Source organism: Spirosoma arcticum (assembly GCF_054779955.1).
On sequence record NZ_BAAGXG010000006.1, the window covers coordinates 251,458 to 276,475 of the forward strand.

Below are 25,018 nucleotides of genomic sequence, written 5' to 3' on the forward strand. Positions count from 1 at the left end.
ACTAACTCCATACGTATGCTCTTTATCAATCTACTAACGCCCCGACTACGAAGTCGCTTAGGTGGTTTGTCCCTGCTGGCGTTGCTGACGACGACGGTGGTCTGCGGGCAAACCGCGCCAGCCGCTACGCCCGTTGCTGGTTTTGCCATTCCGGTTGACTACTACAAACTGCCCAACGGGTTGCGGGTTGTTCTGTCGCCGGACCGCACCAGCCCAACCGTCACCACGGCGGTGTACTACAACATTGGCTTCAGGATTGAGCCGCGCGACCGTACCGGCTTTGCCCACCTGTTTGAGCACATGATGTTCCAGGGGTCGGAGAACTTGGGTAAGATGGAATTTATCCAGTTGGTGCAGAAAAACGGGGGCGTTCTCAATGGCTCTACGCGTTTCGACTTCACTAACTATTTTGAGACCCTGCCCGCGCACAAACTGGAAACCGCACTCTGGGCCGAAGCCGACCGCATGAAGGGATTGGCCATCACCCAGGAAAACCTGACCAACCAACAGGGCGTGGTGAAGAGTGAAGTGCGGGTCAACGTGCTCAACGCACCTTACGGTGGCTTCCCGTGGTTGGACATGCCGCAGTACGCTAACACGAACTGGTACAACGCCCACAACTTCTACGGCGACCTCAAAGACTTAGACGCGGCTCAGTTGGACGACGTTAAGAAGTTCTTCAAAACGTATTACGTGCCCAACAACGCCGTGCTGGCCATTGTCGGTGATTTTGAACCGGCGCAGGCTAAGCAGTTTATCGAAAAGTATTTTGCGGGTATTCCGTCGGTCAAGCTGCCCGCGCAGCCCGACATTTCGGAGCCGCGTCAGGAAAAGGAAAAGCGGGCGATCAAGAAAGATTCCTTAGCGAACAAACCCGCCCTGGCATTCGCCTACCAGATGCCCGAACGCAACACGCCCGAATATTACGCCATGGGCCTGCTCGATCAGCTTCTCCTACAGGGCAACGACAGTAAACTATATCAGACGCTGGTTCAGAAAAAAGGCTACACCAGCACCGTGTCCGGCGGCATCAACTACTTAGGCAATATGTTCAACTACAAAGGTCCGATGCTCTGGATGGGCGACCTGATCCACGACAGCGCCGTTCCCGCCGATTCAGTAGTGCGGGAGCTGGACCGGGTCATCGCCGATATTGATAAAAACGGCGTCGCCCAGCCGCAGTTAGACCTGGCGCGGGTGAAATTGCGCTCGGCCTTGTACGACAACGTCAGTTCCGGATTCGGCCGGGCCGACATGCTGGCGTCGCTGGCGCTGTTCGACAATAAACCGGACCGCATCAACACCCTCGAAGATGAATTTCGGAAAATAACTCCGGCCATCATCCAGCGCACCGTCCGCGAGTACCTGCGCCCCACCAACCGTACGCTCCTGTTTGTCGAACCCGTCAAAAAAGCCAACTGATCTATGAAACGCATTCTTGTACTCCTCACCAGCATAACCCTGACAGCGGGTTCGCTGCTGGCTCAGAAACAAACCCCGCCGGAGGGTGGGAAACCCAAAGATTTTACCCTGCCCAAGCGGCAGGCCATTACGCTGGATAATGGCTTAAAAGCGTCGCTGGTGCCCTACGGTGACGTCCCCAAAGTGACGGTCAGTATTCAGGTCCGAACGGGTAACATGCACGAGAAGGCCAATGAAGTCTGGCTCTCTGATCTGCTGGCGCAACTGATTCAGGAAGGGACGACCTCCCGCACGGCCCAGGCGCTGTCGGAAGAAGTGGCCCGGATGGGTGGCTCAATTTCGGTGTACTCCAACTTCAACTCGATGGTCCTGTCGGGTTCGGTGCTGTCGGAATACGCACCCGCCTTAGTGAGCCTGCTGGCCGACGTGCTGATGAATCCAAAGTTGCCCGCGTCGGAACTTGAGCGTCTAAAAGCCAACCTGAAACGGGATTTAACCGTTGAAAAATCACGGCCTCAGTCGCAGGCCAACGAAAAATTTGCGGCTGCCATGTACCCCGATCAGCCCTACGGACGGATTTACCCAACCGAGGAGATGCTGACGAGTTATGACTTAGCCAAAGTCCGGGGCTTCTACGACGCTCAGTTTGGGGCGCAGCGCACGCAGGTGTACGTAGCGGGTAAATTCGATCAGGGCGCGGTTGAGAAAGCTATTCGGACTTCGCTGGGTAGCTGGCGGAAGGGACCGGAACCGAACATACCGATTGCCAAACCGGCCACGGGGAAAGGGTTTGCCCTGGTCGACCGGCCCAGTGCCCCGCAGTCGACGCTGATTGTTGGTCTGCCAATGATTGACCCGTCGCAGCCCGACTACGTGTCGATGGTCGTGACTAATTCGCTTCTGGGCGGCTCGTTTGGGTCGCGCATCACGAGCAACATCCGCGAGAACAAGGGTTACACCTATTCTCCCTACAGTTCAATCAACACGTATTACCGGGGCGCGACCTGGACTGAACGGGCCGACGTGACGACGGCGAACACGGGCGCGTCGCTGAACGAAATCATGAAGGAGGTGAACCTGATGCGCAGCACGCCCCCCTCAAAAGCGGAGCTAACGGGCATTCAGAACTATGAGTCGGGGATTTTTGTGCTTCGCAACTCCAATCCGGGCGGTATTATCAACCAGTTGTCGTTCGTCGATTTTCACGGATTAGACGATAGCTACCTGAGCAATTACGTTAAAAACGTGATGGCCGTTACGCCGGAGCAGGTGCAGCAGACCACTCAGAAATATATCAATCCGCAGACCATGACGGTGATCGTCGTGGGCGACCGCAGCAAAGTAGAAAGCCAGCTAACCGATTACAAACCAGCCGGTAAACTGTCGGGGAGTAACAAGTAGGTATCACGGGCTTCAGTCCGCATTTTCACAGAAGTACGGGCTGAAGCCCGTGATACCTCTCACTACTCAAACTGAAACGCAAAATACGTGCAGCTTTTCTGCCGGGCCGACCGGTCCGCCGGTGCGGTTCGGCTGGTATTTTGAATGGCGTGGGGCACGTTGGATTCCAGGAAGATCAGATCGCCCACCGTGGCAGGGTGTAATTTGCCGTCGATGCTTTCCTGCGCCGAATTGTCAATCATCAGCAGGATTTCGGCGGCCCGGTGCGTGTGGGGCGGGTGGCTCCACAACCCCTCGTTGAGCGTCGTTACGTGCATCTCGAAGCGTTTGGTCATGGCCGTAGCGCGGTCGAACATCCGCCGAATACCGCCTTTATCATGCGGTTTAAACGCCACCTCATTCCAGTCGACCCAGAACGAGCCACCCGCTTTCTGGCCCCGCTCCGCATTGGCCGGTTCTTTCGATTCATACCGCATCACGTAGTAGGTGGCTGGTTTGTCGCTCTTGTTATCAAAGCCGTGTTCGTCGCCCGGCATCATCAAGGCGATGCTTCCGGCACCGAGCGTTTTCGTTTTACCGGCAATAGTCACGGTTAATTCGCCCTCTTTAATAATGATAAGCTCCTCGTCGTCATGGGTATGGGCCGGGTGCGGAGCCTGATGGGGTGGGAGGGTAGTTGCGTGAATTTTAATATGCCGGAAGTCGACCGTGCTGCCTTCCAGGAGCGTCCGTTGTTCGGAACTGGTCTTTTTCGTTACCGGCGCATTCGCCCACGCATAGACGCTGGACTCGATGGATTGTGCCCAGGCCGAGCCTGCTGTCAGCGTAAGTACGATAGCAAAAGTGATGGGTAGCTTCATAATCAATGGCGTACGTAAAGCCTGAAAAATTTCCTACTTTAGGGGCTTATTTCTGTAAAATACCTGACATGAAAAAAGTTACCGTTTATTGGTCAATGCTGCTGGTCTGGCTACTGGCAGGCACGGCCTATTCGCAAACGAAGTTAATAGAGAAGGTAACCCGCAGAGAAGGCGAGTTGCTCATTCCTTACGAAAAATACGTACTGCCCAACGGCCTGACGCTTATCGTCCACGAAGATCACTCCGATCCCGTCGTTCACGTAGACGTGACGTACCACGTCGGCTCAGCCCGTGAGGAAATCGGCAAGTCCGGGTTTGCTCACTTCTTTGAGCACATGATGTTCCAGGGGTCCGACCACGTGGCCGACGATGAACACTTCAAGATCGTGACCGAATCGGGCGGAACGCTCAACGGGACGACCAACAGCGACCGGACCAATTATTTTGAAACCGTGCCGAGCAATCAGCTGGAGCGGGCACTCTGGCTCGAAGCCGACCGGATGGGTTTTCTGCTCGACGCGGTGTCGCAGAAGAAGTTTGAAATTCAGCGGGAGACCGTCAAAAATGAGCGGGGCCAGAACTATGACAACCGCCCCTATGGCCTCGCAAGTGAATACACGCGCAAAACGCTCTATCCCTACGGACACCCGTACTCCTGGCTCACCATCGGCTACATCGAAGACCTGAACCGGGTGAACGTGAATGACCTGAAAAACTTCTTCCTGCGCTGGTACGGCCCTAATAACTCCGTGCTGACGGTGGGGGGCGACGTGGACGCTAAACAAGTGGTCCAATTAGCCGAGAAGTATTTCGGCCCGATCCCCAAAGGCCCGGCGGTGACGAAAACCGTGGTGCCACCGGTCGTGCTGGACAAGGACCGCTACGTGTCTTACGAAGACAACATCCGCTTTCCACGGTTGGACGTGACGTATGCGGGTGTGCCCCGCTTTCACCCCGACGAAGCCCCGTTAGACGCGCTGGCGGAGATTATCGGTGGGGGCAAAACGGCGCTGTTCTACAAAAACTTCGTGAAGAACGGGAAGGCGGTGCAGGCGTACGCCAACAATCCGGCGTCGGAACTGGCGGGTGAATTTGTGTTTTCCATCATGCCGTTTCCGGAGGTGCGGTTGGACACTACTGAAGCCATGCTGCGCCGGGCGCTGACTGAGTTTGAAGCCCGTGGCGTAACCGACGACGACATCGCCCAGTTCCGGGCTACCCGCGAGGCCGACATCATTTCGGCGCTGTCGAGCGTATCCGGTAAGGTGTCTCAGCTGGCTGCTTTTCAGACGTTTGTCGGTACGCCTAACTACCTGCCCCAGGAGTTGAAGCGGTACCGGGCGGTGACGAAAGCTGATGTCATGCGGGTGTATAATCAGTACATCAAGGGGAAACACGCGGTGGTGTTGACCGTTTACCCGAAGGAGAAGAAAGACATCGTAACGCACCCGGACAACTACACCGCGTCGACGGCGGGCTACCAGGCACCAGATTACGGCTACAATGGCCTGACGTACGCCAAAGCGAAAGACTCGTTCGACCGAAGCAAGAAACCCGCTTCGGGTCCCAGCCCGACGCTGAAAGTGCCGCCGTTCTGGACCGATAAACTGCCCAATGGCCTGAAGCTGATCGCGGCTAAAAACGACGAAGTGCCCACCGTGACGATGCTGCTCACCGTTAAAGGCGGGCACTACCTGTCGGCCAATGATCCGGCCAAAGCGGGTATTGCGCAACTGACGGCGGCCATGCTGAACGAAGCCACCCAAAAGTACACAACTGAGCAACTGACTGCGGAGTTGGAAAAGCTGGGCAGCAGCATTCAGGTTTACGCAAGTTCCGAAGAGTTGGGGGTTATTGTCGAGTCGCCCACCAAGACGCTGGACGCGACGCTTGCCTTAGTGGAAGAGAAGTTGTTTCGTCCGAAATTCGCTACTGACGATTTTGATCGGCTGAAAAAACAGCAGTTGGAGAACATTGCCAACCAGGGCACGCAACCCGTCGTGATTGCCAACAAGGCGTATAGCAAACTGTTGTACGGCAACGATAACATCCGGGGCGTCCCGGTTAGCGGCACGACCAAAACAGTGGAGAGTCTCACACTGGATGATGTGAAGGCATTTTACAAGGATAACTTTTCGCCTTCGGTGGCTAACCTGGTTGTTGTCGGCGACGTGGACCAGGCGACCCTGAAACCCAAGCTCGCGTTTTTGAGCCAGTGGGCGGCTAAACCCGTCAAACTGCCCAACGTGGCCGTTAAGAACAAAGTGGATAAGACCCGTATCTATTTGGTTGACAAGGACAAAGCTCCCCAATCGGAGATTAGAATCGGTTACGTAACGGACCTGCCCTTCGACGCCACCGGCGATTATTACCGGACGGGGCTGGCGAACTACATTCTTGGCGGAGCCTTCAACAGCCGCATCAACCTGAACCTGCGAGAGGATAAGGGCTGGACCTACGGAGCGCGGTCGGGTTTCAATAGCACCCAAACGCCCGGTCCCTTCACAGCCCAGGCGGGGGTAAGAGCTGCGGCTACGGACAGCTCGGTCGTAGAGTTTGTGAAGGAGATCACCAACTACGGCAAAACGGGCATCACGGACAATGAACTGGCGTTTCTGAAAAGCTCGGTGGGTCAGCGTGATGCGCTCCGCTACGAAACATCCCTCCAAAAAGCGTATTTCCTGTACGATATTATCAAATACGACCTGCCTAAAAACTTTGTGGAGCAGCAGAGTGCGATTCTTAAGAACATCACGAAAGCGGAGATCGACGCCATTGCCCGGAAACGGCTGCCCGTCAATAACATGGTCATTGCGGTAATTGGCAACAAAGCGCTCATCAAACCCGGTTTGGAACGACTTGGCTACGAAGTCGTGGAGCTTGACAAGGATGGTAACCCGATGGCTGCGGCTACTACACCCGCAACGCCCCCCGCCAAAGCCGGATCGTCGCCAGAGAAGGCTCCGGCTGACAAGAAGAAGACCGAGTAAGTAGTATAAATGCGTATAAACCCTTGTTCATAAGGGGATTATTGCGCTATGTCAATTAACGTAGTCGGATTTAGCTTTGCCTTACTAAATCTGACTACGTTAATTGACATGAGAATAATTCTTATTGCGCTCTGCCTGTTACTTGGTCGGCAGAGTCTCGCTCAGATTGAACCGGGGGCTGGTTCCTGGAAAACCTGGGTCATTCCGTCGGGCAAAGCGTATCAGTTACCGCCCCCGCCCGATGCTAAAGCCACGCAGTCCGAAGTAAAAGAACTGCTCGACGCGCAGCGTCAGCGAGACTCGTCGGCTGTGCGGCTCATTACCTACTGGAACGCCGGGGCACCGGGTTATCGCTGGCAAACCATCGCTGAGCAACTCTATCGTTCATTTCCACCCGCCTGGGTCCGGGCAAAAGCGCTGATGAACGTGGCGATCTACGACGCCACCATTGCGGCCTGGCAAAGCAAACAGGCGTACCGTCGCCCCCGACCATCCCAAAATAAAACCCTGACGCCTTACCTGACTGCCCCCGATAGTCCATCATACCCCTGCGAGCACTCGGTAACGGCGGGGGCAGCGGCCGCGATTTTGGGGTATCTCTTTCCGGCCAAAGCGGATTCGATCCGACGGGTGGCCGAGGACGTGGGGCGGTCGCGGGTGCTGGCGGGGGTGGCGTATCCCAGCGATGTGAAAGCCGGTTTTGAACTGGGTAAGCGCGTAGCCGAAGCGGTGATTGAGCGGGCTAAAACCGACGGGTCCGACGCCGTTTGGGATGGAAAACGACCCACCGGGCCAGGCCTGTGGAACGACAAACGACCGCCGATTACGCCGATGGCGGGGCATGATAAACCCTGGGTTCTCTCGACCGGTAGTCAGTTTCGGCCGGGACCACCGCCCGACCCGGCTGATGCTATGAAGGAGTTGAGACAGTTTAAACGGTCGCCCGCTGCCATGGATCGGGCGTTTTATTGGGCTTTTAACGATTTCTGGAGCGAGGCCGCGAATCGAAAACTGTTTGAAACGAACCAGCACCTCAACGCACCCCGGTCCGCCCGTGTTTACATGTTGCTGGCCGTTGCCGCTAACGATGGGGTTATTGCTTGTTGGGATGCTAAATACACCTACTGGTCAATTCGGCCCGATCAGTATGACACGACCTACGTGCCGCCCCTGTTGAGCACACCCCCGCACCCCGGCTATCCGTCGGGCCACGCAACGATTTCCAACGCACGGGCTACCGTGCTGAATTACCTGTTTCCGGAAGACGCCCGTTATTTCTCCGACAAAGCCAAAGAAGCCGCCGAGTCGCGCTTTGAAGGGGGCGTTCACTTCCGCATTGACAATGTCGTTGGCTTAGACATAGGCCATAAAGTCGGCCGGGAGGTAGTGAAACGGGCAAGGCAGGATGGGGCCGACGCGGGGGGCGAACTGGTCAGGAAGTAAGCGGCAGGATGCTGTCCGGGACAACCTACACATTCGTAACTCCGCTACCTTTGCGGTCTATGAACGATGCAACCATTTTGCCTGCCACTGAACAGGACATTCCGGCCCTGAGCGAATTAGTACAGAGCGCCTACCGGGGCGAAAGTTCGCGCCGGGGCTGGACCACCGAAGCCGACCTGCTCGACGGTATCCGAACGGACGAAGCCGGGCTGAAAGCGATGCTGAATAATCCGAAAGCTACCATCCTGAAATACGTAGACGCCGGTCAACTGATTGGCTGCGTGTATCTGGAGACGAAAGGCGATGCATTGTACCTGGGTATGCTGACGGTTTCGCCCGATGCGCAGGCGGGCGGCATTGGCAAGCAGTTGATGGCAGCCGCTGAGCAGGTTGCCCGCGACCGCAACTGCCGGGCCATGACGATGACGGTGATTCCGCAGCGCCACGAACTGATTGCTTTTTACGAACGGCGCGGCTACCGGCCCACCGGCGAAACCGAACCCTTCCCGATGGACGACCCACGTTTTGGGTTGCCCAAGCAGCCGCTGTCATTCATCGTTATGGAAAAACCCCTCGAACCTGTAGCAAGCTAACCGACAAAACCTTACTTCAAGGGCACGGGTTTAAGAACGCTGGTCTCCCATTTTGCATAAAGTGTCTGCATTTTCCCGAAGATGCGTACCTGTTTTTCCCGGAGGTTAGTCGCTTCGGTAGGATCTGTGGCTAAATCAAATAAATAAGCGTTGCCTTTTTCATCCTGTAGGTACTTCCAGTTTCCCTTCCTCAAGGCCTTATGTTGCATACGCTGAAAGATTCGCCAGTACAAGGTTCGCGAGACTTCGTTGCTCTGACCCGTCATCACTGGCATTAAATCGATCCCATCTGAACCCATATTGCCCGAAGGCTTGCCCCCTGCCAGCGATACGATGGTCGCTGTCCAGTCCATGGTGATGGCGACCTGATTGGTCATGGTGGCGGGTTTGATTTTTTGTGGCCACCGCACAAAGGCAGGCACTCGAATTCCACCTTCCCATAACTGCATCTTTCGACCTTTGTAGATGCCCATGTTCGAGAAGCGTTCTCCCCCGTTGTCACTGGTAAAAATGACAACCGTATTGGCGGCCAGATTTTGCTCGTCCAGTGCCTTCATGATGTCGCCAACGGCACGATCCAGGCTGCTCATCATACCCGCATACGTTGCTGGCGATCCTCCGGCAGTGAACGGAAGCGTATCAGAGTAGGCTTGTGCGCCGGGAGCCTGCCAGGGCCAGTGGGGCGCACTAAACATAAGCGACATAAAGAAGGGTTTGGTATGAGTCCGTTTGATAAGCTCAATTGCTTTCTCTTTCAGTAGATCAGTCATATAGCCTTCAGTAACTACGGGTCGTTCGTTTTCATAAAGATCGCGACGGCGGTTTTCAGGAGACTTGTGGGAAATATAGTCAACGGCTCCTGCTTTGAATCCGTAGAAATAGTCGAACCCGTTTCGCAGGGGGCTACATTCGGGTTTGATTCCCAAATGCCATTTGCCAATCAGGAACGTTTCGTACCCGTTCGCGCTGAGGTGAGTAGCAACCGAGGGATGGCTGGGCGTAAGACCCAGCATACTGTCTTTGGCTGACCCTTCTAACGGCTCAATTAAACCAACCGGGACACGGGCTGGATACTGCCCCGTCATGAACGCGGCCCGGCTGGGGGTGCACACAGGTGCCGCTGCGTAGGCATTCCTAAACGTCATACCCTGAGCGGCCAGTTTATCTAAGTGCGGGGTTTGATAATCCTTCCGTCCGTAACTACTTAAGTCGGCATAACCCAAATCATCCACCATGATGTAGATAATATTGGGGCGCTGGTTTTGCCCCCTTGTTCCCAGCGAAACAAAGCCAAGCAGGATAACGCACGATAAACCCCTCATTAACTGAATGGAAATGGTGGATCGTTTGCCCATAAACACCAGCTGTGTAAAGTGACTTACTCGAATTCAGTATCTGTCTATCACACATCATCTACCGTTTAGTCAAACGATAGCCCGGTTAGCAGGTGGACGGCCATTAGTGCCAATACCAGTCAGTGTTCAGTTCTAAATGTAGCGTAGTTTGAGTCACTGATTATGAACGATTTAGGCAGCGGTCATTTCCCTGACAGGACCGCCTTCAACTCACTGACCGTTTTATCGAAATACCGGCAAACAGCATGGGAAAGCAATTAACTTATGGTGAATGCATCGTGTATCGGTTGCGGTTGTTGCTTATGCCAAAAGAATCGTTTGAAATTAAAAAAAAGTCAGTCGAAAACGCTTATTCTTGTTGGAACAACCGGTAGCCAGTTGAACATAGCGTATACGATGCTGATGAAGCAGTACCGGGGAAGAAATGAAAACAAAACGTTTACGCCAGTTGAATTACCGAATTTGTTATTCTATGAAGCATTTGTTCCTGCCATTTCTTATCATTGGCACGGCCTGCGCCCAGTCGCCTGTTCGTACCATGACCACTGTCCCCTTTGTTAACAGCTATCAGCCGCCCACTTTTGCCGACGCCGACCGGTTGAAAAAGTTGGAAGCTGCGTTTCCCATCGTGGAGAAACTGTACCGCGACCGGGCCGAGAAGTTTCACTACCCAGGATTGGCGTTCGGGATTGTGCTGGACGGGCAATTAGTGTATTCGGGCGGGATGGGCTACGCCGACGTAGCGAAGAAAATACCCGCTACGACCAAATCACTGTTTCGCATTGCGTCGATGACTAAAAGCCTGACGGCGATGGCGATTCTGAAACTTCGCGATGAAGGCAAGCTGCGCTTAGACGACCCCGCCGAGCAGTACATTCCAGAACTAAAAACCCATAAGTATCTCACCACCGATGCCCCGCGCATCACGGTCCGCAACCTGATGACGCACTCGGCCGGTTTCCCCGAAGACAACCCCTGGGGCGACCGCCAGTTAGCCGACTCCGATGACGATTTACTGAACCTGATAAAAGGCGGTATCTCGAACGCCAATGTGCCGAGCTTCGCCTACGAATACAGTAATCTGGGTTTTGCCATGCTGGGCCGCATCATCACGGTCGTGTCGGGTAAGGCCTATCAGCAGTACATCACCGACGCTATTCTGAGGCCCCTGGGCATGAACGACACCCAGTGGGAATACACAAAGGTTCGGGCCGGGCGGCTGGTCCTCGGCTACCGCTGGCAGGACGAACAATGGTTGGAGGAACCGCTATTGCACGACGGTTCCTACGGGGCGATGGGCGGGTTGATTACGTCCATTGAGGATTTCAGCAAGTATGTGGCGCTGCATCAGGCCGCGTGGCCACCGCGCAACGATAAGGACTCCGGTCCGGTCAAACGAAGTTCTATCCGTGAGATGCAGCAGCCGTGGACGTTTGCGGGGATGAACACGCAGGCCAGAAATTCTGCCGGGCAGGTTTGCCCCGTCACGAGCGGCTACGGGTATGGATTAGGCTGGAGCCAGCCCTGCACGGGGCGCGTAAACGTGGGCCACAGTGGCGGACTGCCGGGTTTCGGCAGTCAGTGGCGCATCCTGCCCGACTACGGCATCGGCGTCATTGCGTACGGTAATTTGACGTATGCCGGGCTGGGATCGGTTAACTCGGCGGTACTGGATACGCTGGTGGCAATGGGTCAACTGCAACCGCGCCAACTGCCAGTATCGCCCATTCTGGCGCAGCGCAAAGCTGAATTAGTCAAATTACTGCCCGACTGGACGAACGCCGAACGCAGCGGCATCTTCGCCGAAAATTTCTTTCCTGATCAACCCATCGGGATCCGCCAGAAAGCGGTGCAGGATCTTTACGCCAAAGCCGGAAAAATTCAGCGCGTCGGCGAATTACTACCTGAAAATCAGTTGCGGGGTCATTTCGTGCTGGAAGGCGAACGAGCCAATATTGACGTGTTTTTTACGCTAACGCCCGAAAATCCAGCCCTGATTCAGCAGTTAGATTTTCGCGAAATACTACCCGCTAACCGACCATGAGAAGACACGTTTGTACCGTCCTGTTCCTGTTGGCCGGTGCCATCGTTACCCAGGCCCAATCCGTCGAGCAAAAGCTGACCAGCATGGGTCTGACGCTGTCGGCACCTACCAAACCCGTTGCCAACTACGTAAAAGCCGTCCGAACGGGCAACCTGATTTTTCTGGCCGGGCACGTCCCGACCCGCGCCGACGGTTCGCCAATCACCGGTAAACTCGGCAGGGACATGACTGTGGAACAGGGCTACGAAGCCGCCAAAGCCACGACGGTTTCGTTGCTATCGACCCTGAAAGCCGAACTGGGCGACCTCAGCCGCATCCGGCGCATTGTGAAAGTGACGGGCTTCGTCAACTCCACGCCCGATTTTCCCGATCAGCCCAAAGTCATCAACGGTTGCTCTGATCTGCTGGTTGCCCTGTTCGGGGAGAAGGGTAAACATGCCCGGTCGGCCGTGGGTATGGCTGCGCTGCCATCGAACTACGCTGTTGAAATTGAAATGGTTGTGGAAGTGGAGTAAGGACGGCAGCCTATTTCTTTTCAATAGCGCGTCCGAGACCGTTCCTGTTAATGTACTATAGTTACAGAATGCGAGAAAATTAATTTCATTACATTCTGTAATTATATCCACGAAGGGAAGGTTATTATTATATACAGCAAGCTGTCCGGCAGAAGCCGACTAGCATTTAATACCACAGTAGATATGTCAACTTGCACAGCCCAAGATGCCCGGAAAAACCTTTCGGATATTATTAGTAAAGCAGCTTTTGCAAACGAAGCAACGGTGATTACCCGCTCAGGGAAGAACGTTGCAGCGGTCATCTCTTACGATGACTACGAGCGATTTTGTCAGTTAGAGGACCAATTAGATGGTGAACTCGCCATGAAGCGTCTTGCCGAAGGGAACAAACGCCACGCATGGGATGCGGTAAAAGCCGAAAATGGCTTATGATGGTTGAGCTGGTCAGAGAAGTTTTCGGTTGATTGGCTTCAAATTCTAACCAGAACAATGGATATTGACGAAAATGAAGAAGATGAGCAGAAAGTTTACCGCGTTGAATTAGACGATGCAGCGAGCAGAGACTTTGCCAAATTAGCATCGAAGGCGAAAGGTCAGGTAGCAAAAATGATTGATACCTTAGTGGCTGACCCACGTGGAGGAAATGTGCGTGAGTCGGTCGGATTTAAAGGAGTATATCGAAAACGCACGGGTGATTACCGGGTAGTCTATACGATAGAAGAGGATGTGTTAGTAGTTATTGTTGTCGCTGTAGGACCAAGAAAGGACATCTACGAATTAATAAAGCGACGTATAAAGTGAGTAAAACGAAAAAGAGCACTGATCGATCAGTGCTCTTTTTCGTTGAGGATTACAGTATCCATTGTACGACCAGTCAACGTATGCACTGCCTGACCGTCTGTTCATACGTCGTGGAAACGTATAGGTCATACCCTTTCAAGCGAATTATCCGGTACGGCTGGCGCATGGGCAGCACCCGGCGGAGTCCCTGCTTGTCGTCAACGGGAATCAGCGCTACGTCGGCCGGGCGATACTGCTTGCCCGTGGGCCAAATGCCGTACTGACGATGGAAGAACGGCACCAAGTAGTCGAAGGCAAACACATTCGCATCGTGAGGCAGTTTGTCGGCTATACAACGCACCGTCGCCAGGTCAGCGCTCTGTAGATAAGCCGGGTCTTTATCGCGGGCGTAGCGTCCCCGGAGCGTATGCGCCCAGTCCCGAAGCGACGGGAAGTCGGGTCGGGCAACGTAGATGACGGGCACCTGAGCAATCAGTAAACCGGCCGCCATCAGCCATACCCGCGTGGGTTGAACGGGCCGGAACTCCCCGGCGAACTGACCTGCCAGCAGCGTTAGAAAAGCCGCCGAGAATGCCCACAGCAGAATAAAGCGGGGTGGCCAGGTCAGCGACACTAAGTAGAATAACGGCTGCCCATAATAGTGAACGCTTTGAACAAAGTTGAGCACAGTCAGCGTGATTACGCCCACGCCCCACAGCAGCAGCATCCGACTGGTAAAATACCTTCGTAACGGTCCCAGAAACAATAGCAGTACGCCCAGCACCGGCAGTAGCAGTAAAACTGACTGGCCCGTTAGCGTGAGCATCTGACGCCAGAAGGCTGATTCGCCAACGTTGTTTTTCAGCAGCGTCAGGGCCATCTGCAGGCGGGGTTCGGCAAAGTCGTTCTTGTAGCCAAGCCAAGCCATACCAGCCACAAAAACGGCTACCCACCCAAGTGCAATGAGCCAGAACCGCCCTTGCGTCAGCCACGCCCATAACGGCCGGGTGGGTTGCTTGCGCGTAAACTGAATACCCTCGTAGGCTAAGTGAATCAGTGCCGCCAGCACGGCCCCGTCTTCTTTCACCAACACAACACCCAGCCCGGCAACAACGGCGACTAATTGACTTCGGCCCATCAGGGCCAGCGCGAAAAGCAAGGCGAATGGCAGGTACGTCAGTTCGGTATGCCAGCCAATGTTTGGGTGGTCGTTGAGCCAGAACGATACGGGGCCGAATAAAATAACCAGCAAGAGCACATGACGAATCCAAGCCGGTGTCGTGCGCCGATGTAATTGCTCATTCACGGCGGTATAGCCAATGGCCAGTAGTGTGGCCTGCACCGCAAAGATGCCATACGCACCAGCCACCCGGCAGAGCGGTCCCCACAACAGAACGGTGTAATAATTATGAATTCGGTGGTGGTAGCCCCAGATGTTTTCGTACATAAACGGACGGCCATCCAGCCAACTGCGCGACATTTGCAGAAAGGCATACATGTCGTTGAATGTATAGCCGAGGGTTTGGAAACGCAGAATTTTAAAGCAGAAAAAGCCGATTAAAAGCAGGCCAATCCCGTACGTTGAACGTCGCATGGGTGTGAATAAAGTGAGTCACAAACCTACTGTGTTTCGGTCAATTTTAGGGGCGTTCTCGAAACGGCAGTGCAAAAACACAGTCCTTTACTTAGTTTTGCACTTTCGTCAGCAGCTACTCAACGCCATAGCTATTCTATTGAAACCGTAACTAATCCCGCATGACTGGTCTTGAACGCGACCGATGGATTGAGCGTAATCGCTATTATTACCGCTGTCTCCTCGATTTTCTTCGTTATAATATTCCTGCTAACCGTTCAGTTTTAGAGATTGGCTGCGGTACCGGCTACGTCCTCAATCAGTTGGCACCCGTGCGGGGGGTAGGCATAGATTCCAATCCCGATTTCATTGCCCACGCCCAGACGAAGTACCCGCAACACACGTTTTACACCCGCGATGCCAAAAATCTTGAGGGTATCGACGAGCAGTTCGATTTTATCGTTTTGAGCGATACCATTGGCGCGTTCGACGACGTGCAGCAGGTATTCAGCCAACTGCACCAGGTTTGCCATCCAACCACGCGCATCATTATTACCTATAAGAATTTCCTGTGGACGCCTGTGCTCAACCTGGCCGAAAGCCTCAGGCTCAAGATGCCGGAGCAACGCCAGAACTGGCTCGACCGGGCTGATATTGTCAATCTGTTGGATGTGGTGTCGCTGGATGTTATACGCACCGGCCGCAAGGTCCTCATGCCGCGCTACATACCCCTGCTGTCGACGTTGCTGAACCGCTACATTGTGAATTTGCCACTTTTCAATTACTTAGGGCTGTTCACGTTCATTGTTGCCCGGAGTATGCACGGTTTGAAACCACCCTCGGAGTACAGCGTAACCGTAGTAGTACCGGCCCGCAACGAGAAAGGCAACATCGACGACATTGTCCGGCGGACACCCCAGATGGGTCGTCATACCGAACTTCTTTTTGTAGAAGGCAACTCAACCGACGACACTTGGTCTGAAATTCAGCGTATTACCCAAAAGTACGCCCCGGTGCGGGACGTAAAGTGCGTGCAGCAGGACGGCAAAGGCAAAGGCGATGCCGTTCGGAAAGGGTTTGGCATGGCGACGGGCGACATTCTGATGATTCTGGACGCCGATATGACCGTGCCGCCCGAAGACCTGCCCAAGTTTTTCGATGCCATTTCGTCGGGTAAGGGCGAATATATCAACGGGACGCGGTTAGTATATCCGATGGAAAAAGAAGCGATGCGAACGCTCAATCTGCTGGGCAACAAATTCTTTTCCATCGCCTTTTCGTGGCTGCTCAACCAGCGCATCAAGGACACGCTCTGCGGCACGAAAGTACTGACGAAAGAAAATTACCAGCGCCTGATTGCCAACCGCTCCTACTTCGGCGACTTCGACCCGTTTGGTGATTTCGACCTGATTTTCGGCTCCGCTAAGCTCAACTTAAAACTGATCGAGATTCCCATTCGATACCGGGCCAGAACGTACGGAGAGACTAATATTTCTCGCTTCAGTCACGGCTGGCTGCTGCTAAAAATGACCTTCTTCGCACTCCGGAAAATCAAGTTTGTCTGATCTCATCTCCAGCCTATTAACTCAGCCAAAGGTTAGCACTGGCTGCTTTGAACCTGAACCTACCTATTTACCCAATTTCGCCTGCTTCCGGTAGACGCTGGGCGTCATACCCCGCTCCCGGCGAAAAGCCGCGTAGAACGTGCTTTTCGAGCGAAATCCCACTTCATAACCAATGCCCGACACGCTCAGATGCTGGTGTTTTGAATCGGTCAGCAGGCGGCAGGCTTCCCGAACGCGGTGACGGTTTGTCAACTCGTAAAACGTTTGCCCACCCACCTGATTAATGGCCTGCGAAAGTTGATTGGCCGATACGCCCAATGCCCGAGCTAATTGTGAGAGCGTTAATTCTGGCTCTTCGTAAGCACGGGAATTGATGATGTGGCGGTCGAGCCGTTCGAACAAAGCGGAGGCCGTCTCGGCGTTCAACGCTGAGCGTTGGTATTTAGCCAGCCCGTCAGGCTTAGCCTCCGGTTCAATTGCCGATACCGGAGCCAGGTTGATACTGTTCGATGACTGTTCGAAAAGTAATCGGTTAAGCAGATACAGCATTCCTACCGAACATACTACCGCAACCGCTTCCCACTGTTGCTTTCCGGCGTTGGTATCGGGCAAAAGAAACGCCCCCGTGCTGATGGCCATGCTACTCCCGCCCGTGAGCAAAATGGCTCCCGTCAACCGCCGACGGAGTAGGGGTACTGGCTGTTGCAAGGCCCGAAGCCACAGCAACCGCCCACCCATTCTGACATAGACCAGAATGTTCAGACTACGGAGCAACTGAGGCCAAGTATCGGCGGGCAGCAACCACTGACTGGTCTGTTCACGCCAAATCGGTAGGTAGCGCGGAAAAACAAAAATGGAAAGGAGTAAGGCCAGGATGTAGGGAACGGCGTGCCACAGATGCCGACGGTTGAGTTGAAACGTTGGTTCGGTGTTTAGGCGAAGGTACAAATACAGGCTCGGCCCCAGCAGGTAAGTCAGGCTGGTGTGCGTGAAGCGATTCAACCAGAACTGCACCGGCCAGGTCAGCCAGCCGTTTTGCCATACGATGTAATTGGCCATCAGCAAAATCATGGCGCTCAGAAATACCCAAAGCAGCACCCGCCCCCGGTGCGACGGAATCGTTAGCAATAGGTAAGTGCTCTGGACGAAGCCAACCAGATACAGCGCCGATGTCAGTGACCAGTACATAGAACGAAAATAAGGAATAAAAATGGCCCAAAGGGGTTCGATCCTACCCGTTCGGACGCACCGATGCATTGCGTCCGCTAATCTTGTACCCAAACACAACGAAATCGACTTATGAAAAATGCACTATTCCTCTTCGTAGCTCTGCTGACAGCAAGCTGTTACAAGCTCGACGATGACGTTTTCTCAACAGCTCAACAGGTTCCGGCGTTTCCGGGTAACGAGTGGGTGAAAATAGCCGATCCAGCTAAACAAGGTTGGTCGGCCGGGAAACTGAACGAAGCCCGGACCTACGCCGAGGCTATTAAGTCCGACGCCGTAATGATTATTGACGATGGGCGACTGATTGCGGCCTGGGGTGAAACCAGCCGGAAATACTACGTGGCTTCGGTGCGTAAAAGCTACCTGAGCGTGTTATACGGGTTTGCCGTTGGGCAGTCCGTTTCGCTGTCGGCCACGCTCGGCGAGTACAGTATCACCGACAAAGATCCGGTTCTGAACGCGGCCGAACAGCAAGCTACCGTCCGCGACTTGCTGACCTCGTCGTCGGGCGTGTATCACCCCTCCGCAGCCGCCGATAACAACGACAACCTCCCGGCCCGGAACAGCGTCCAGCCTGGTGCGCAGTTTTTCTATAATAACTGGGATTTCAATGCGCTGGGGACGATTTTCGAGAAGCGGACGGGCACTAAAATCTACGAAGTATTCAACCAGCGCATTGCCCGGCCGGTTGGTATGCAGGATTTCAACTACCAGCGCGACGGCCGCTACGACTACAGCAAGGTGTCGGAACACCCGGCTTACCACTTCGACATGACCGCCCGCGACATGGCCCGGTTTGGTTTATTAATCCTCAACAATGGCAACTGGAACGGTCAGCAACTCGTACCGGCCGCGTGGTTAGCCGAAAGTACGACGAGTAAAATCACCGTTCCTGACAGCTACGGGGGCGGAAGCTACGGTTATATGTGGTGGGTTCATGACGGCGGTGAGTTTGCGAGTGCCGGTCTGTCGAAGAAGGCGTTTTCAGCTCAGGGTACCTGGACGCAGTTGATCCTGATTGATCCCGAAACGCGGTTGGTTGTTGTTCACCGAGCTTACAAACGCACCATCGACGGTCAGAAAGTACTGACTTTGTTGCAGAAGATTATGGCCGCCCGCAAATGAGAAAGTTCCTACTGCTCCTCGCCCCGAATCCGGAAAATGCCCCCTTCGAGCCGTTCGTCCACGCGGATTTGGCACGATAGGCGGCTGTCGAAACCGGCGTCGGGCAGGGTGTCGAGCATGTCTAATTCGGCGTCCTGCGCCGGTGGCAGGGCATCAAGACCGTTCAGCACCTGTACGTGACAGGTAGCGCAGAGGGCCATGCCACCACATGTCGCCAGGATGTTGTAGTCCGACGCTTTCAGCACTTCCATCAGGCTTAGGTTAATGCCTTCTGGAATTTCCAGCGCCTGCCGCTCGCCGTCACGGTCTTCAATGGTAAATTGGATCATGGGGAAAAAGTTGTAAGTAACAAGTGCGTAAGTAGTAAGTGGCTGACGCATCAATAGCACTATTCGGTTTCGTACTGGTGTAACGGCCAGCTACTTACGTGGCTTACTACTTACAACTACTTTTTTAGAACGTCGGTACGCCGTTAACCGTTGTGTATTTGAAACTCAGTTTCTGGTTCGGGTACACGTATTTGAACGCGCTTTGGCACATCAGGGCGGCTTCGTGGAAACCGCACAGAATCAGCTTCAGCTTGCCCGGATACGTATTGATGTCGCCGATGGCGTAAATGCGCTCGACGTTGGCTGAGTAGTCCGTCGTATCCACGTTAATCGCTGATTTGTCGATGCTCAGACCCCAGTCGGCGATGGGACCAAGTTTGGGCGTCAGGCCGAAGAGCGGAATCAGATTATCGGCGGGCAGGTTGGTTACGGTTTTGTCTTTGGCCGTGATGCTCACTTCGTTTAAATGCCCGTTGCCATTGATGCTCGTAATGTTCGACTGCAGCACCAGATTGATTTTGCCCTGATTAGCCAATTCAAACACCTTCTCGGCCGAGTCGGGCGCCCCCCGGAACGTATCGCTGCGGTGAACGAGCGTCACTTCTTTAGCAATGTTGGCTAAGAAAATCGTCCAGTCGAGGGCTGAGTCACCCCCACCGGCCAGCACCACGCGCCGGTCGCGCAACTGTTCGGGATTCTTCACCATGTAGGCAACGCCCTTGCCCTCAAACCGCTCCAAATTCACAATCTCCGGCTTGCGTGGCTCAAAACAGCCTAATCCACCCGCAATCACCACAACCTGACAGTGCACAGCGGTACCGTCGTTAGTGGTAATGACGTACGATTCATCGACCTGCTTTTCTAACGACTCGACTCGTTCGCCGAGCGAAAATGTCGGATGAAACGGCTCGATCTGCTCCATCAGGTTATCGACTAATTGCTGGGCGTTGATGGCCGGGTAGCCGGGAATATCATAAATCGGTTTCTGCGGATAAATCTCGGAAAGCTGACCGCCCACTTGCGGCAGGGCGTCGATCAGGTGGCAGCGCATTTTTAGTAAACCCGCTTCAAAAACGGCAAACAGGCCCACCGGACCCGCGCCAATGATGCATATATCGGTGGTAATCATAGGTATAAAACACCCTTAACAGGTGAATAATTCGACCGTAAAGGTAGCGTTGCGCTCTGGCGGTCGGCTATCACTAATTGTGATGAGGGATAACGGGACGGAATGCCAGGGGCTTATTCTCTGCGGGCATGAATGGGTAAATCGGCCACAAATCTCCTTCTTTCACTACTAAACTCGTAGCAAATAGAACTGGCCAAATCAATCGTCTTTTAGATGAACTCACGCCGACAATTTCTACAGCAATCCTCCCAAATAGCCGCCGGAGCGTTGCTCCCCGGCCAACTGGTTACCGCTACGTCCCAACCCCCGGTTGTAGCTGCCGTCGATACGCTGTCCGTGGCCCTGATCGGGTGCAACAGCATGGGCTGGGCCGATCTGACATCGATGCTCAAACATCCGGGCGTTCGCTGCGCAGCCCTCTGCGACGTGGATCAGAACGTGCTGACCAAACGGGCTGCCGATCTGGAAAAACTAAATTCGGTGGCTGCGACTCCTAAAGCAACTTTATACAATGACTTCCGGAAACTGCTGGAAAACAAAGACATCGACGCCGTTATCGTGGGAACGCCCGACCACTGGCACTGTATGCCGACGGTGCTGGCTTGTCAGGCCGGAAAAGACGTGTACGTGGAAAAGCCGCTGGCTAACTCCATTGAGGAGTGCAACTTGATGGTTGCTGCCGCCCGCAAACACAACCGCATTGTGCAGGTGGGGCAGTGGCAGCGCAGTGGCGAACACTGGAAAGCGGCCATCGACTACGTTCGGTCGGGTAAGGTGGGGAAGGTTCGGCTGGTCAAAACCTGGGCCTACATGCCCTACGGCAAAACGTTTCCGGTGCGGCCCGACGAACCGGTGCCTGCGGGTGTCGACTACGGCATGTGGCTTGGCCCGGCTCCGGCGCGACCGTTCAACCGCAACCGGTTCCACGGCAGTTTTCGGTATTTCTGGGACTATGCCGGGGGACTGATGACCGACTGGGGTGCCCACATGATCGACATGGCATTGTGGGGCATGAACGTCACCACGCCTAAATCGGTGGTGGCAATGGGCGGGCGGTTCGGCTTTCCCGACCACGCGGGCGAAACCCCGGACACGATGCAGACGGTCTACGAATTTGACGAGTTTACGGTGCAGTGGGAGCAGGCCATCGGCATCGGCCGGGGTCCCTACGACCGGGAGCACGGCGTCGCGTTTATCGGTAACCTCGGTACGGTCGTTGTTGACCGCGACGGGTGGGAGGTATTGCCCGAAGCCGAGAACGGCAAGTACCTGACACCCGCCATGCCGCGCCAACAACGGTCCGGCAACGATCTCGACAAGCACACGCTCAATTTCGTGAACTGTGTGCGAAATCGGCAGCAAACCAATGCGCCGGTCGACGTGGGCCGGAACGTAGCGGTCAATGCCCAGTTGGGAAATATGGCCTACCGGCTGGGCCGGAAGTTAGTTTGGAATGAAACCACCCAGACGGTTGCCAACGATGCAGAGGCAGCCAGTTTGGTCAGCGCTCATTACCGCAGCCCCTGGAAATTGCCCGTCGTGTAAGGAAACCGTCTGATCGCGGTGTGGTGTGGCATTCCTGATCGAGCGCTTCGTCGTGAAATTTGCTTCATGGTATAAAAACAGGACGGACCGCTTTTTGAACAAACCCACGTTCTATAATGAGAGCTAATTTACGATTCCTGCACGTTGCTGTTTTAGTGGCTCTGTCAGGTTCTAACGTAGCTGCACAGGATAAACCCTTTGGCCCTACAACGAAGTTTCCAGCTCATCCCCGCATCCTGTTGCTGAAAGGTGAAGAAGCGTCTCTGAAACATGCCATTGCCGCGGATAAAACCTGGAGTAGCGTCCACCAGGTCATCCTGGCCGAATGCGACAAGATGCTGGCAACTGCACCGGTCCAGCGCATTCAGATTGGGCGTCGGCTGCTCGACAAGTCGCGGGAAGCGTTACGGCGGGTGTTTTTTCTGTCCTACGCCTGGCGGATGAGCGGGCAGGAGAAATATGCACAACGGGCCGAAAAAGAATTGCTGGCCGTGTCGGCGTTCAGCGACTGGAACCCATCGCACTTTCTGGACGTGGCCGAAATGACGATGGCCGTTGCTATTGGCTACGACTGGCTGCACGATAAACTGTCCGAACAATCCCGTTCCACGATCAAAGAAGCTATTCTGAAAAAAGGCATCGAACCATCGCTCGACCCGAAAAATAACGCCTGGCTGAAAGCAACCCACAACTGGAATCAAGTTTGCAACGCGGGTATAACCTACGGTGCGATGGCGATCTATGAAGACCAGCCGGAACTGGCCAGAACCGTCATTAACCGGGCTATCGAAAGCATCGTGCTGCCAATGGGCGATTATGCGCCGGACGGTGCTTATCCCGAAGGCTACAGTTACTGGGGCTACGGAACCAGCTTCAACGTGCTGTTTATCAGTGCGATTGAAAAAGCACTCGGCCAGGATTTTGGCTTGTCTAAGCAACCCGGTTTCCTAAAAACGGCTGGGTATCTGGCGAACATGACCGGCCCAACGGGCAGCTCTTTCAATTACTCCGATGCGGGAACCGGCGGCAGCTTACAGCCCGCTATGTTCTGGTTTGCCAATAAAACGAAAGATCCGTCCCTGTTGTGGGTTGAGCGGGGCCGCTTGCTGAACGGTGAAGCCACTAAAAGCGTAAGTGACCGACTATTCCCGGCTATCCTGCTGTGGGGAGCCGCGATGGGCATGAACGACATCAATAAGCCTCTCTCGACAGCGTGGGTTGGTGATGGCAAAAGCCCGGTGGCGCTAATGCGAACGTCCTGGACCGACCCGGCGGCTATCTACGTGGGTCTGAAAGGCGGGTCGCCGTCGGTGAATCACGCGCACATGGACGTTGGCTCGTTCGTGATGGAAGCCGATGGCGTTCGGTGGGCAATGGATTTCGGGATGCAGGATTACAACTCGCTGGAAACGAAAGGCGTAAAGCTGTGGGGCAAAGAGCAGGATTCGCAACGCTGGGAGGTGTTCCGGTATTCTAACCTGGTGCACAACACGCTGACTGTCAACGGTGAATTGCAAAAAGTGGATGGTAACGCGCCCATCACCAGTTCGTCTAACAGCCCACAGTTTCTGAACGCTACCACCGACCTGTCCGAATTGTACAAAGGCTCGCTTGCCAAAGCCAACCGGGGACTGGCCATCGTCAATCAGGCGTACGTGGTAGTACGGGATGAACTTGAAGCTTCGTCCAACCCGGCAACCGTGCGCTGGAACCTGCTGACGTCGGCCAACGTAAAACTGATTGACAAGAACCGGGCGGAGTTGACCAAAGACGGCAAGAAACTCATTGTTCAGGTACAGGAACCCACCGACGTGACGCTGAGAACCTGGTCGACCGAGCCACCCCGTGACTACGACGCCCCTAATTCCGGAACAACGCTGCTCGGCTTCGAGATGACGATGCCCGCCAACGCTAAGGGCAATCTCACCGTCCTGCTCATCCCCGAAAAAGCCGCCACCAAACCGATGGCCCCGGTGCAGCCGTTGGCGCGATGGCCCCGGTAGGCACTACAAACAAACGTCTTCGGCCAAGAAATAAAGCCTATACCATGCACACAAAGCTCTTTCTCTCCCTACTGGTAATAGCTACCGGCCTGTGCCGGGCGCAGGACGTTGATAAGCTACTGCTGAAAAACTACCGTCCGCGTTCGATTTATAACATACCGGTTTCCAGGGTTCCCAAAGCGAAGTACCCGGTTATTGATATGCACACGCACGCCTACGCAAAAACCGCCCAGGAACTGGCGCAGTGGGTAAAAACGATGGATCAGACCGGCATCGAAAGGGCCGTGATTCTGTCGTACGCTACCGGTGCTGCGTTTGATTCGATCTATGCTGCCTACAAAAAGTACCCTAATCGGTTTGAGGTCTGGTGTGGCTTCGATTACACGGGCAAGGATCAACCCGGTTGGAGCGAAAAAGCCGTCAGGGAACTGGAACGCTGCTACCGCGCGGGCGCTCGCGGTGTCGGCGAACTGGGCGATAAAGGATTGGGCGAGTTTTACTCAAAGCCCACGCCCGGCTACGGCATCCACATTGATGATGCGCGCATGAAACTGTTACTGCAAAAATGCGCTGAACTTAAGATGCCGATCAGCATTCACGTGGCGGAACCGTACTGGATGTATGAGCCGATGGACTCGACCAACGACGGCCTGATGAATGCGTACACGTGGCGAATCGACAAAGGTAAGCCGGGGCTGCTCGGTCATGCTGCGTTGATTAAAACGCTGGAAAACGCCGTTCGCGACAATCCCAACACCATTTTCATTGCCTGCCACTTTGCCAACTGCGAACACAACCTGACCATACTCGGCGGTCTGCTCGATAAATACCCGAACCTATACGCCGATATTGCCGCCCGGTATGGCGAAACCACGCCCATTCCGCGCTTCATGGCTACTTTTTACAAGAAGTATCAGGACCGGCTACTGTATGGTACCGATATGGGCATGAACGCCGGTATGTACGCTACCACGTTCCGTATTCTGGAAACCCTCGACGAACATTTTTATGACCACGACCAGTTCAGCTATCACTGGCCCTGCAACGGCTTTGGCTTAGATGACAAAATCCTGCAAAAGGTGTATCGCCGGAATGCGCTCCGTATCTTGGGCAAATAAC

20 protein-coding genes are annotated in these 25,018 nt (G+C 54.5%); 14 read left to right on the top strand and 6 right to left on the bottom strand.

The annotated features are described in order from the left end of the window. Positions 1–15: 15 nt before the first annotated feature. Positions 16–1,422, top strand: a complete 1,407-nt coding sequence (locus tag ACYVHB_RS15510; RefSeq protein ID WP_461052669.1) for a M16 family metallopeptidase — start codon at positions 16–18, stop codon at positions 1,420–1,422. A 3-nt stretch (positions 1,423–1,425) separates the two neighbouring features. Next, on the top strand, positions 1,426–2,823 hold the full coding sequence (locus ACYVHB_RS15515; RefSeq protein ID WP_461052670.1) for a M16 family metallopeptidase: 1,398 nt from the start codon (positions 1,426–1,428) through the stop codon (positions 2,821–2,823). A 62-nt stretch (positions 2,824–2,885) separates the two neighbouring features. Here the strand turns inward: ACYVHB_RS15515 and ACYVHB_RS15520 are convergent, their stop codons facing one another. Then, positions 2,886–3,683: a cupin domain-containing protein gene (locus ACYVHB_RS15520; RefSeq protein ID WP_461052671.1), complete on the bottom strand. Its 798-nt coding sequence runs from the start codon at positions 3,681–3,683 to the stop codon at positions 2,886–2,888. A gap of 68 nt (positions 3,684–3,751) precedes the next feature. On the opposite strand from ACYVHB_RS15520, the gene ACYVHB_RS15525 reads away from it, so the two are divergent. From ACYVHB_RS15525 to ACYVHB_RS15535, 3 genes are all read left to right on the top strand, one after another. Next, positions 3,752–6,673, top strand: coding sequence for a M16 family metallopeptidase (locus ACYVHB_RS15525; protein ID WP_461052672.1), 2,922 nt, complete (start codon positions 3,752–3,754; stop codon positions 6,671–6,673). A 108-nt stretch (positions 6,674–6,781) separates the two neighbouring features. Continuing rightward, complete coding sequence (locus tag ACYVHB_RS15530; RefSeq protein ID WP_461052673.1) at positions 6,782–8,116, top strand: vanadium-dependent haloperoxidase; 1,335 nt, start codon at positions 6,782–6,784, stop codon at positions 8,114–8,116. Positions 8,117–8,175: 59 nt separating this feature from the next. Next, a complete protein-coding gene (locus ACYVHB_RS15535; RefSeq protein ID WP_461052674.1) occupies positions 8,176–8,709 on the top strand; it encodes a GNAT family N-acetyltransferase in 534 nt (177 codons plus the stop codon). Positions 8,710–8,720: 11 nt separating this feature from the next. Here the strand turns inward: ACYVHB_RS15535 and ACYVHB_RS15540 are convergent, their stop codons facing one another. Beyond that, positions 8,721–10,064 carry a sulfatase-like hydrolase/transferase gene (locus ACYVHB_RS15540; RefSeq protein WP_461052675.1) on the bottom strand — a complete coding sequence of 448 codons (1,344 nt, stop codon included), beginning with the start codon at positions 10,062–10,064 and terminating at the stop codon, positions 8,721–8,723. 472 nt (positions 10,065–10,536) lie between these two features. Between ACYVHB_RS15540 and ACYVHB_RS15545 the strand changes: the two genes are divergently transcribed. The 4 genes from ACYVHB_RS15545 (at position 10,537) to ACYVHB_RS15560 (ending at position 13,424) form a co-directional block, all read left to right on the top strand. Then, positions 10,537–12,108, top strand: a complete 1,572-nt coding sequence (locus ACYVHB_RS15545) for a serine hydrolase domain-containing protein (protein WP_461052676.1) — start codon at positions 10,537–10,539, stop codon at positions 12,106–12,108. Then, positions 12,105–12,623, top strand: a complete 519-nt coding sequence (locus ACYVHB_RS15550; protein ID WP_461052677.1) for a RidA family protein — start codon at positions 12,105–12,107, stop codon at positions 12,621–12,623. The genes ACYVHB_RS15545 and ACYVHB_RS15550 overlap by 4 nt, the downstream gene beginning before the upstream one ends. Before the next feature lie 183 nt (positions 12,624–12,806). Continuing rightward, complete coding sequence (locus tag ACYVHB_RS15555; RefSeq protein WP_461052678.1) at positions 12,807–13,055, top strand: type II toxin-antitoxin system Phd/YefM family antitoxin; 249 nt, start codon at positions 12,807–12,809, stop codon at positions 13,053–13,055. Positions 13,056–13,112: 57 nt separating this feature from the next. Continuing rightward, positions 13,113–13,424: a type II toxin-antitoxin system RelE family toxin gene (locus ACYVHB_RS15560; RefSeq protein WP_461052679.1), complete on the top strand. Its 312-nt coding sequence runs from the start codon at positions 13,113–13,115 to the stop codon at positions 13,422–13,424. Between the two features lie 73 nt (positions 13,425–13,497). Here the strand turns inward: ACYVHB_RS15560 and ACYVHB_RS15565 are convergent, their stop codons facing one another. Continuing rightward, positions 13,498–14,997, bottom strand: coding sequence for a hypothetical protein (locus ACYVHB_RS15565; protein WP_461052680.1), 1,500 nt, complete (start codon positions 14,995–14,997; stop codon positions 13,498–13,500). 161 nt (positions 14,998–15,158) lie between these two features. On the opposite strand from ACYVHB_RS15565, the gene ACYVHB_RS15570 reads away from it, so the two are divergent. Beyond that, positions 15,159–16,541, top strand: a complete 1,383-nt coding sequence (locus ACYVHB_RS15570) for a glycosyltransferase (RefSeq protein ID WP_461052681.1) — start codon at positions 15,159–15,161, stop codon at positions 16,539–16,541. Positions 16,542–16,604: 63 nt separating this feature from the next. Here the strand turns inward: ACYVHB_RS15570 and ACYVHB_RS15575 are convergent, their stop codons facing one another. After that, a complete protein-coding gene (locus ACYVHB_RS15575; protein ID WP_461052682.1) occupies positions 16,605–17,729 on the bottom strand; it encodes a helix-turn-helix transcriptional regulator in 1,125 nt (374 codons plus the stop codon). A gap of 111 nt (positions 17,730–17,840) precedes the next feature. Here ACYVHB_RS15575 and ACYVHB_RS15580 point away from each other — a divergent pair, with 111 nt between their 5' ends. Further along, positions 17,841–18,893: a serine hydrolase domain-containing protein gene (locus tag ACYVHB_RS15580; protein WP_461052683.1), complete on the top strand. Its 1,053-nt coding sequence runs from the start codon at positions 17,841–17,843 to the stop codon at positions 18,891–18,893. 8 nt (positions 18,894–18,901) lie between these two features. Here ACYVHB_RS15580 and ACYVHB_RS15585 read toward each other — a convergent pair whose 3' ends face one another. Together ACYVHB_RS15585 and ACYVHB_RS15590 are read right to left on the bottom strand one after the other, a co-directional pair. Continuing rightward, entirely contained in the window at positions 18,902–19,222 is a 321-nt protein-coding gene (locus ACYVHB_RS15585; protein WP_461052684.1) for a 2Fe-2S iron-sulfur cluster-binding protein, read from the bottom strand. Between the two features lie 124 nt (positions 19,223–19,346). Next, positions 19,347–20,351 carry an NAD(P)/FAD-dependent oxidoreductase gene (locus tag ACYVHB_RS15590; RefSeq protein ID WP_461052685.1) on the bottom strand — a complete coding sequence of 335 codons (1,005 nt, stop codon included), beginning with the start codon at positions 20,349–20,351 and terminating at the stop codon, positions 19,347–19,349. 213 nt (positions 20,352–20,564) lie between these two features. Between ACYVHB_RS15590 and ACYVHB_RS15595 the strand changes: the two genes are divergently transcribed. The 3 genes from ACYVHB_RS15595 (at position 20,565) to ACYVHB_RS15605 (ending at position 25,017) form a co-directional block, all read left to right on the top strand. After that, a complete protein-coding gene (locus ACYVHB_RS15595) occupies positions 20,565–21,896 on the top strand; it encodes a Gfo/Idh/MocA family protein (protein ID WP_461052686.1) in 1,332 nt (443 codons plus the stop codon). A 116-nt stretch (positions 21,897–22,012) separates the two neighbouring features. Beyond that, the gene (locus ACYVHB_RS15600; RefSeq protein ID WP_461052687.1) at positions 22,013–23,899 is read left to right on the top strand and encodes a heparinase II/III domain-containing protein; all 1,887 of its coding nucleotides are present in this window, start codon (positions 22,013–22,015) and stop codon (positions 23,897–23,899) included. Positions 23,900–23,943: 44 nt separating this feature from the next. Then, positions 23,944–25,017 carry an amidohydrolase family protein gene (locus ACYVHB_RS15605; RefSeq protein WP_461052688.1) on the top strand — a complete coding sequence of 358 codons (1,074 nt, stop codon included), beginning with the start codon at positions 23,944–23,946 and terminating at the stop codon, positions 25,015–25,017. The last annotated feature ends 1 nt before the right edge of the window (position 25,018 follow it).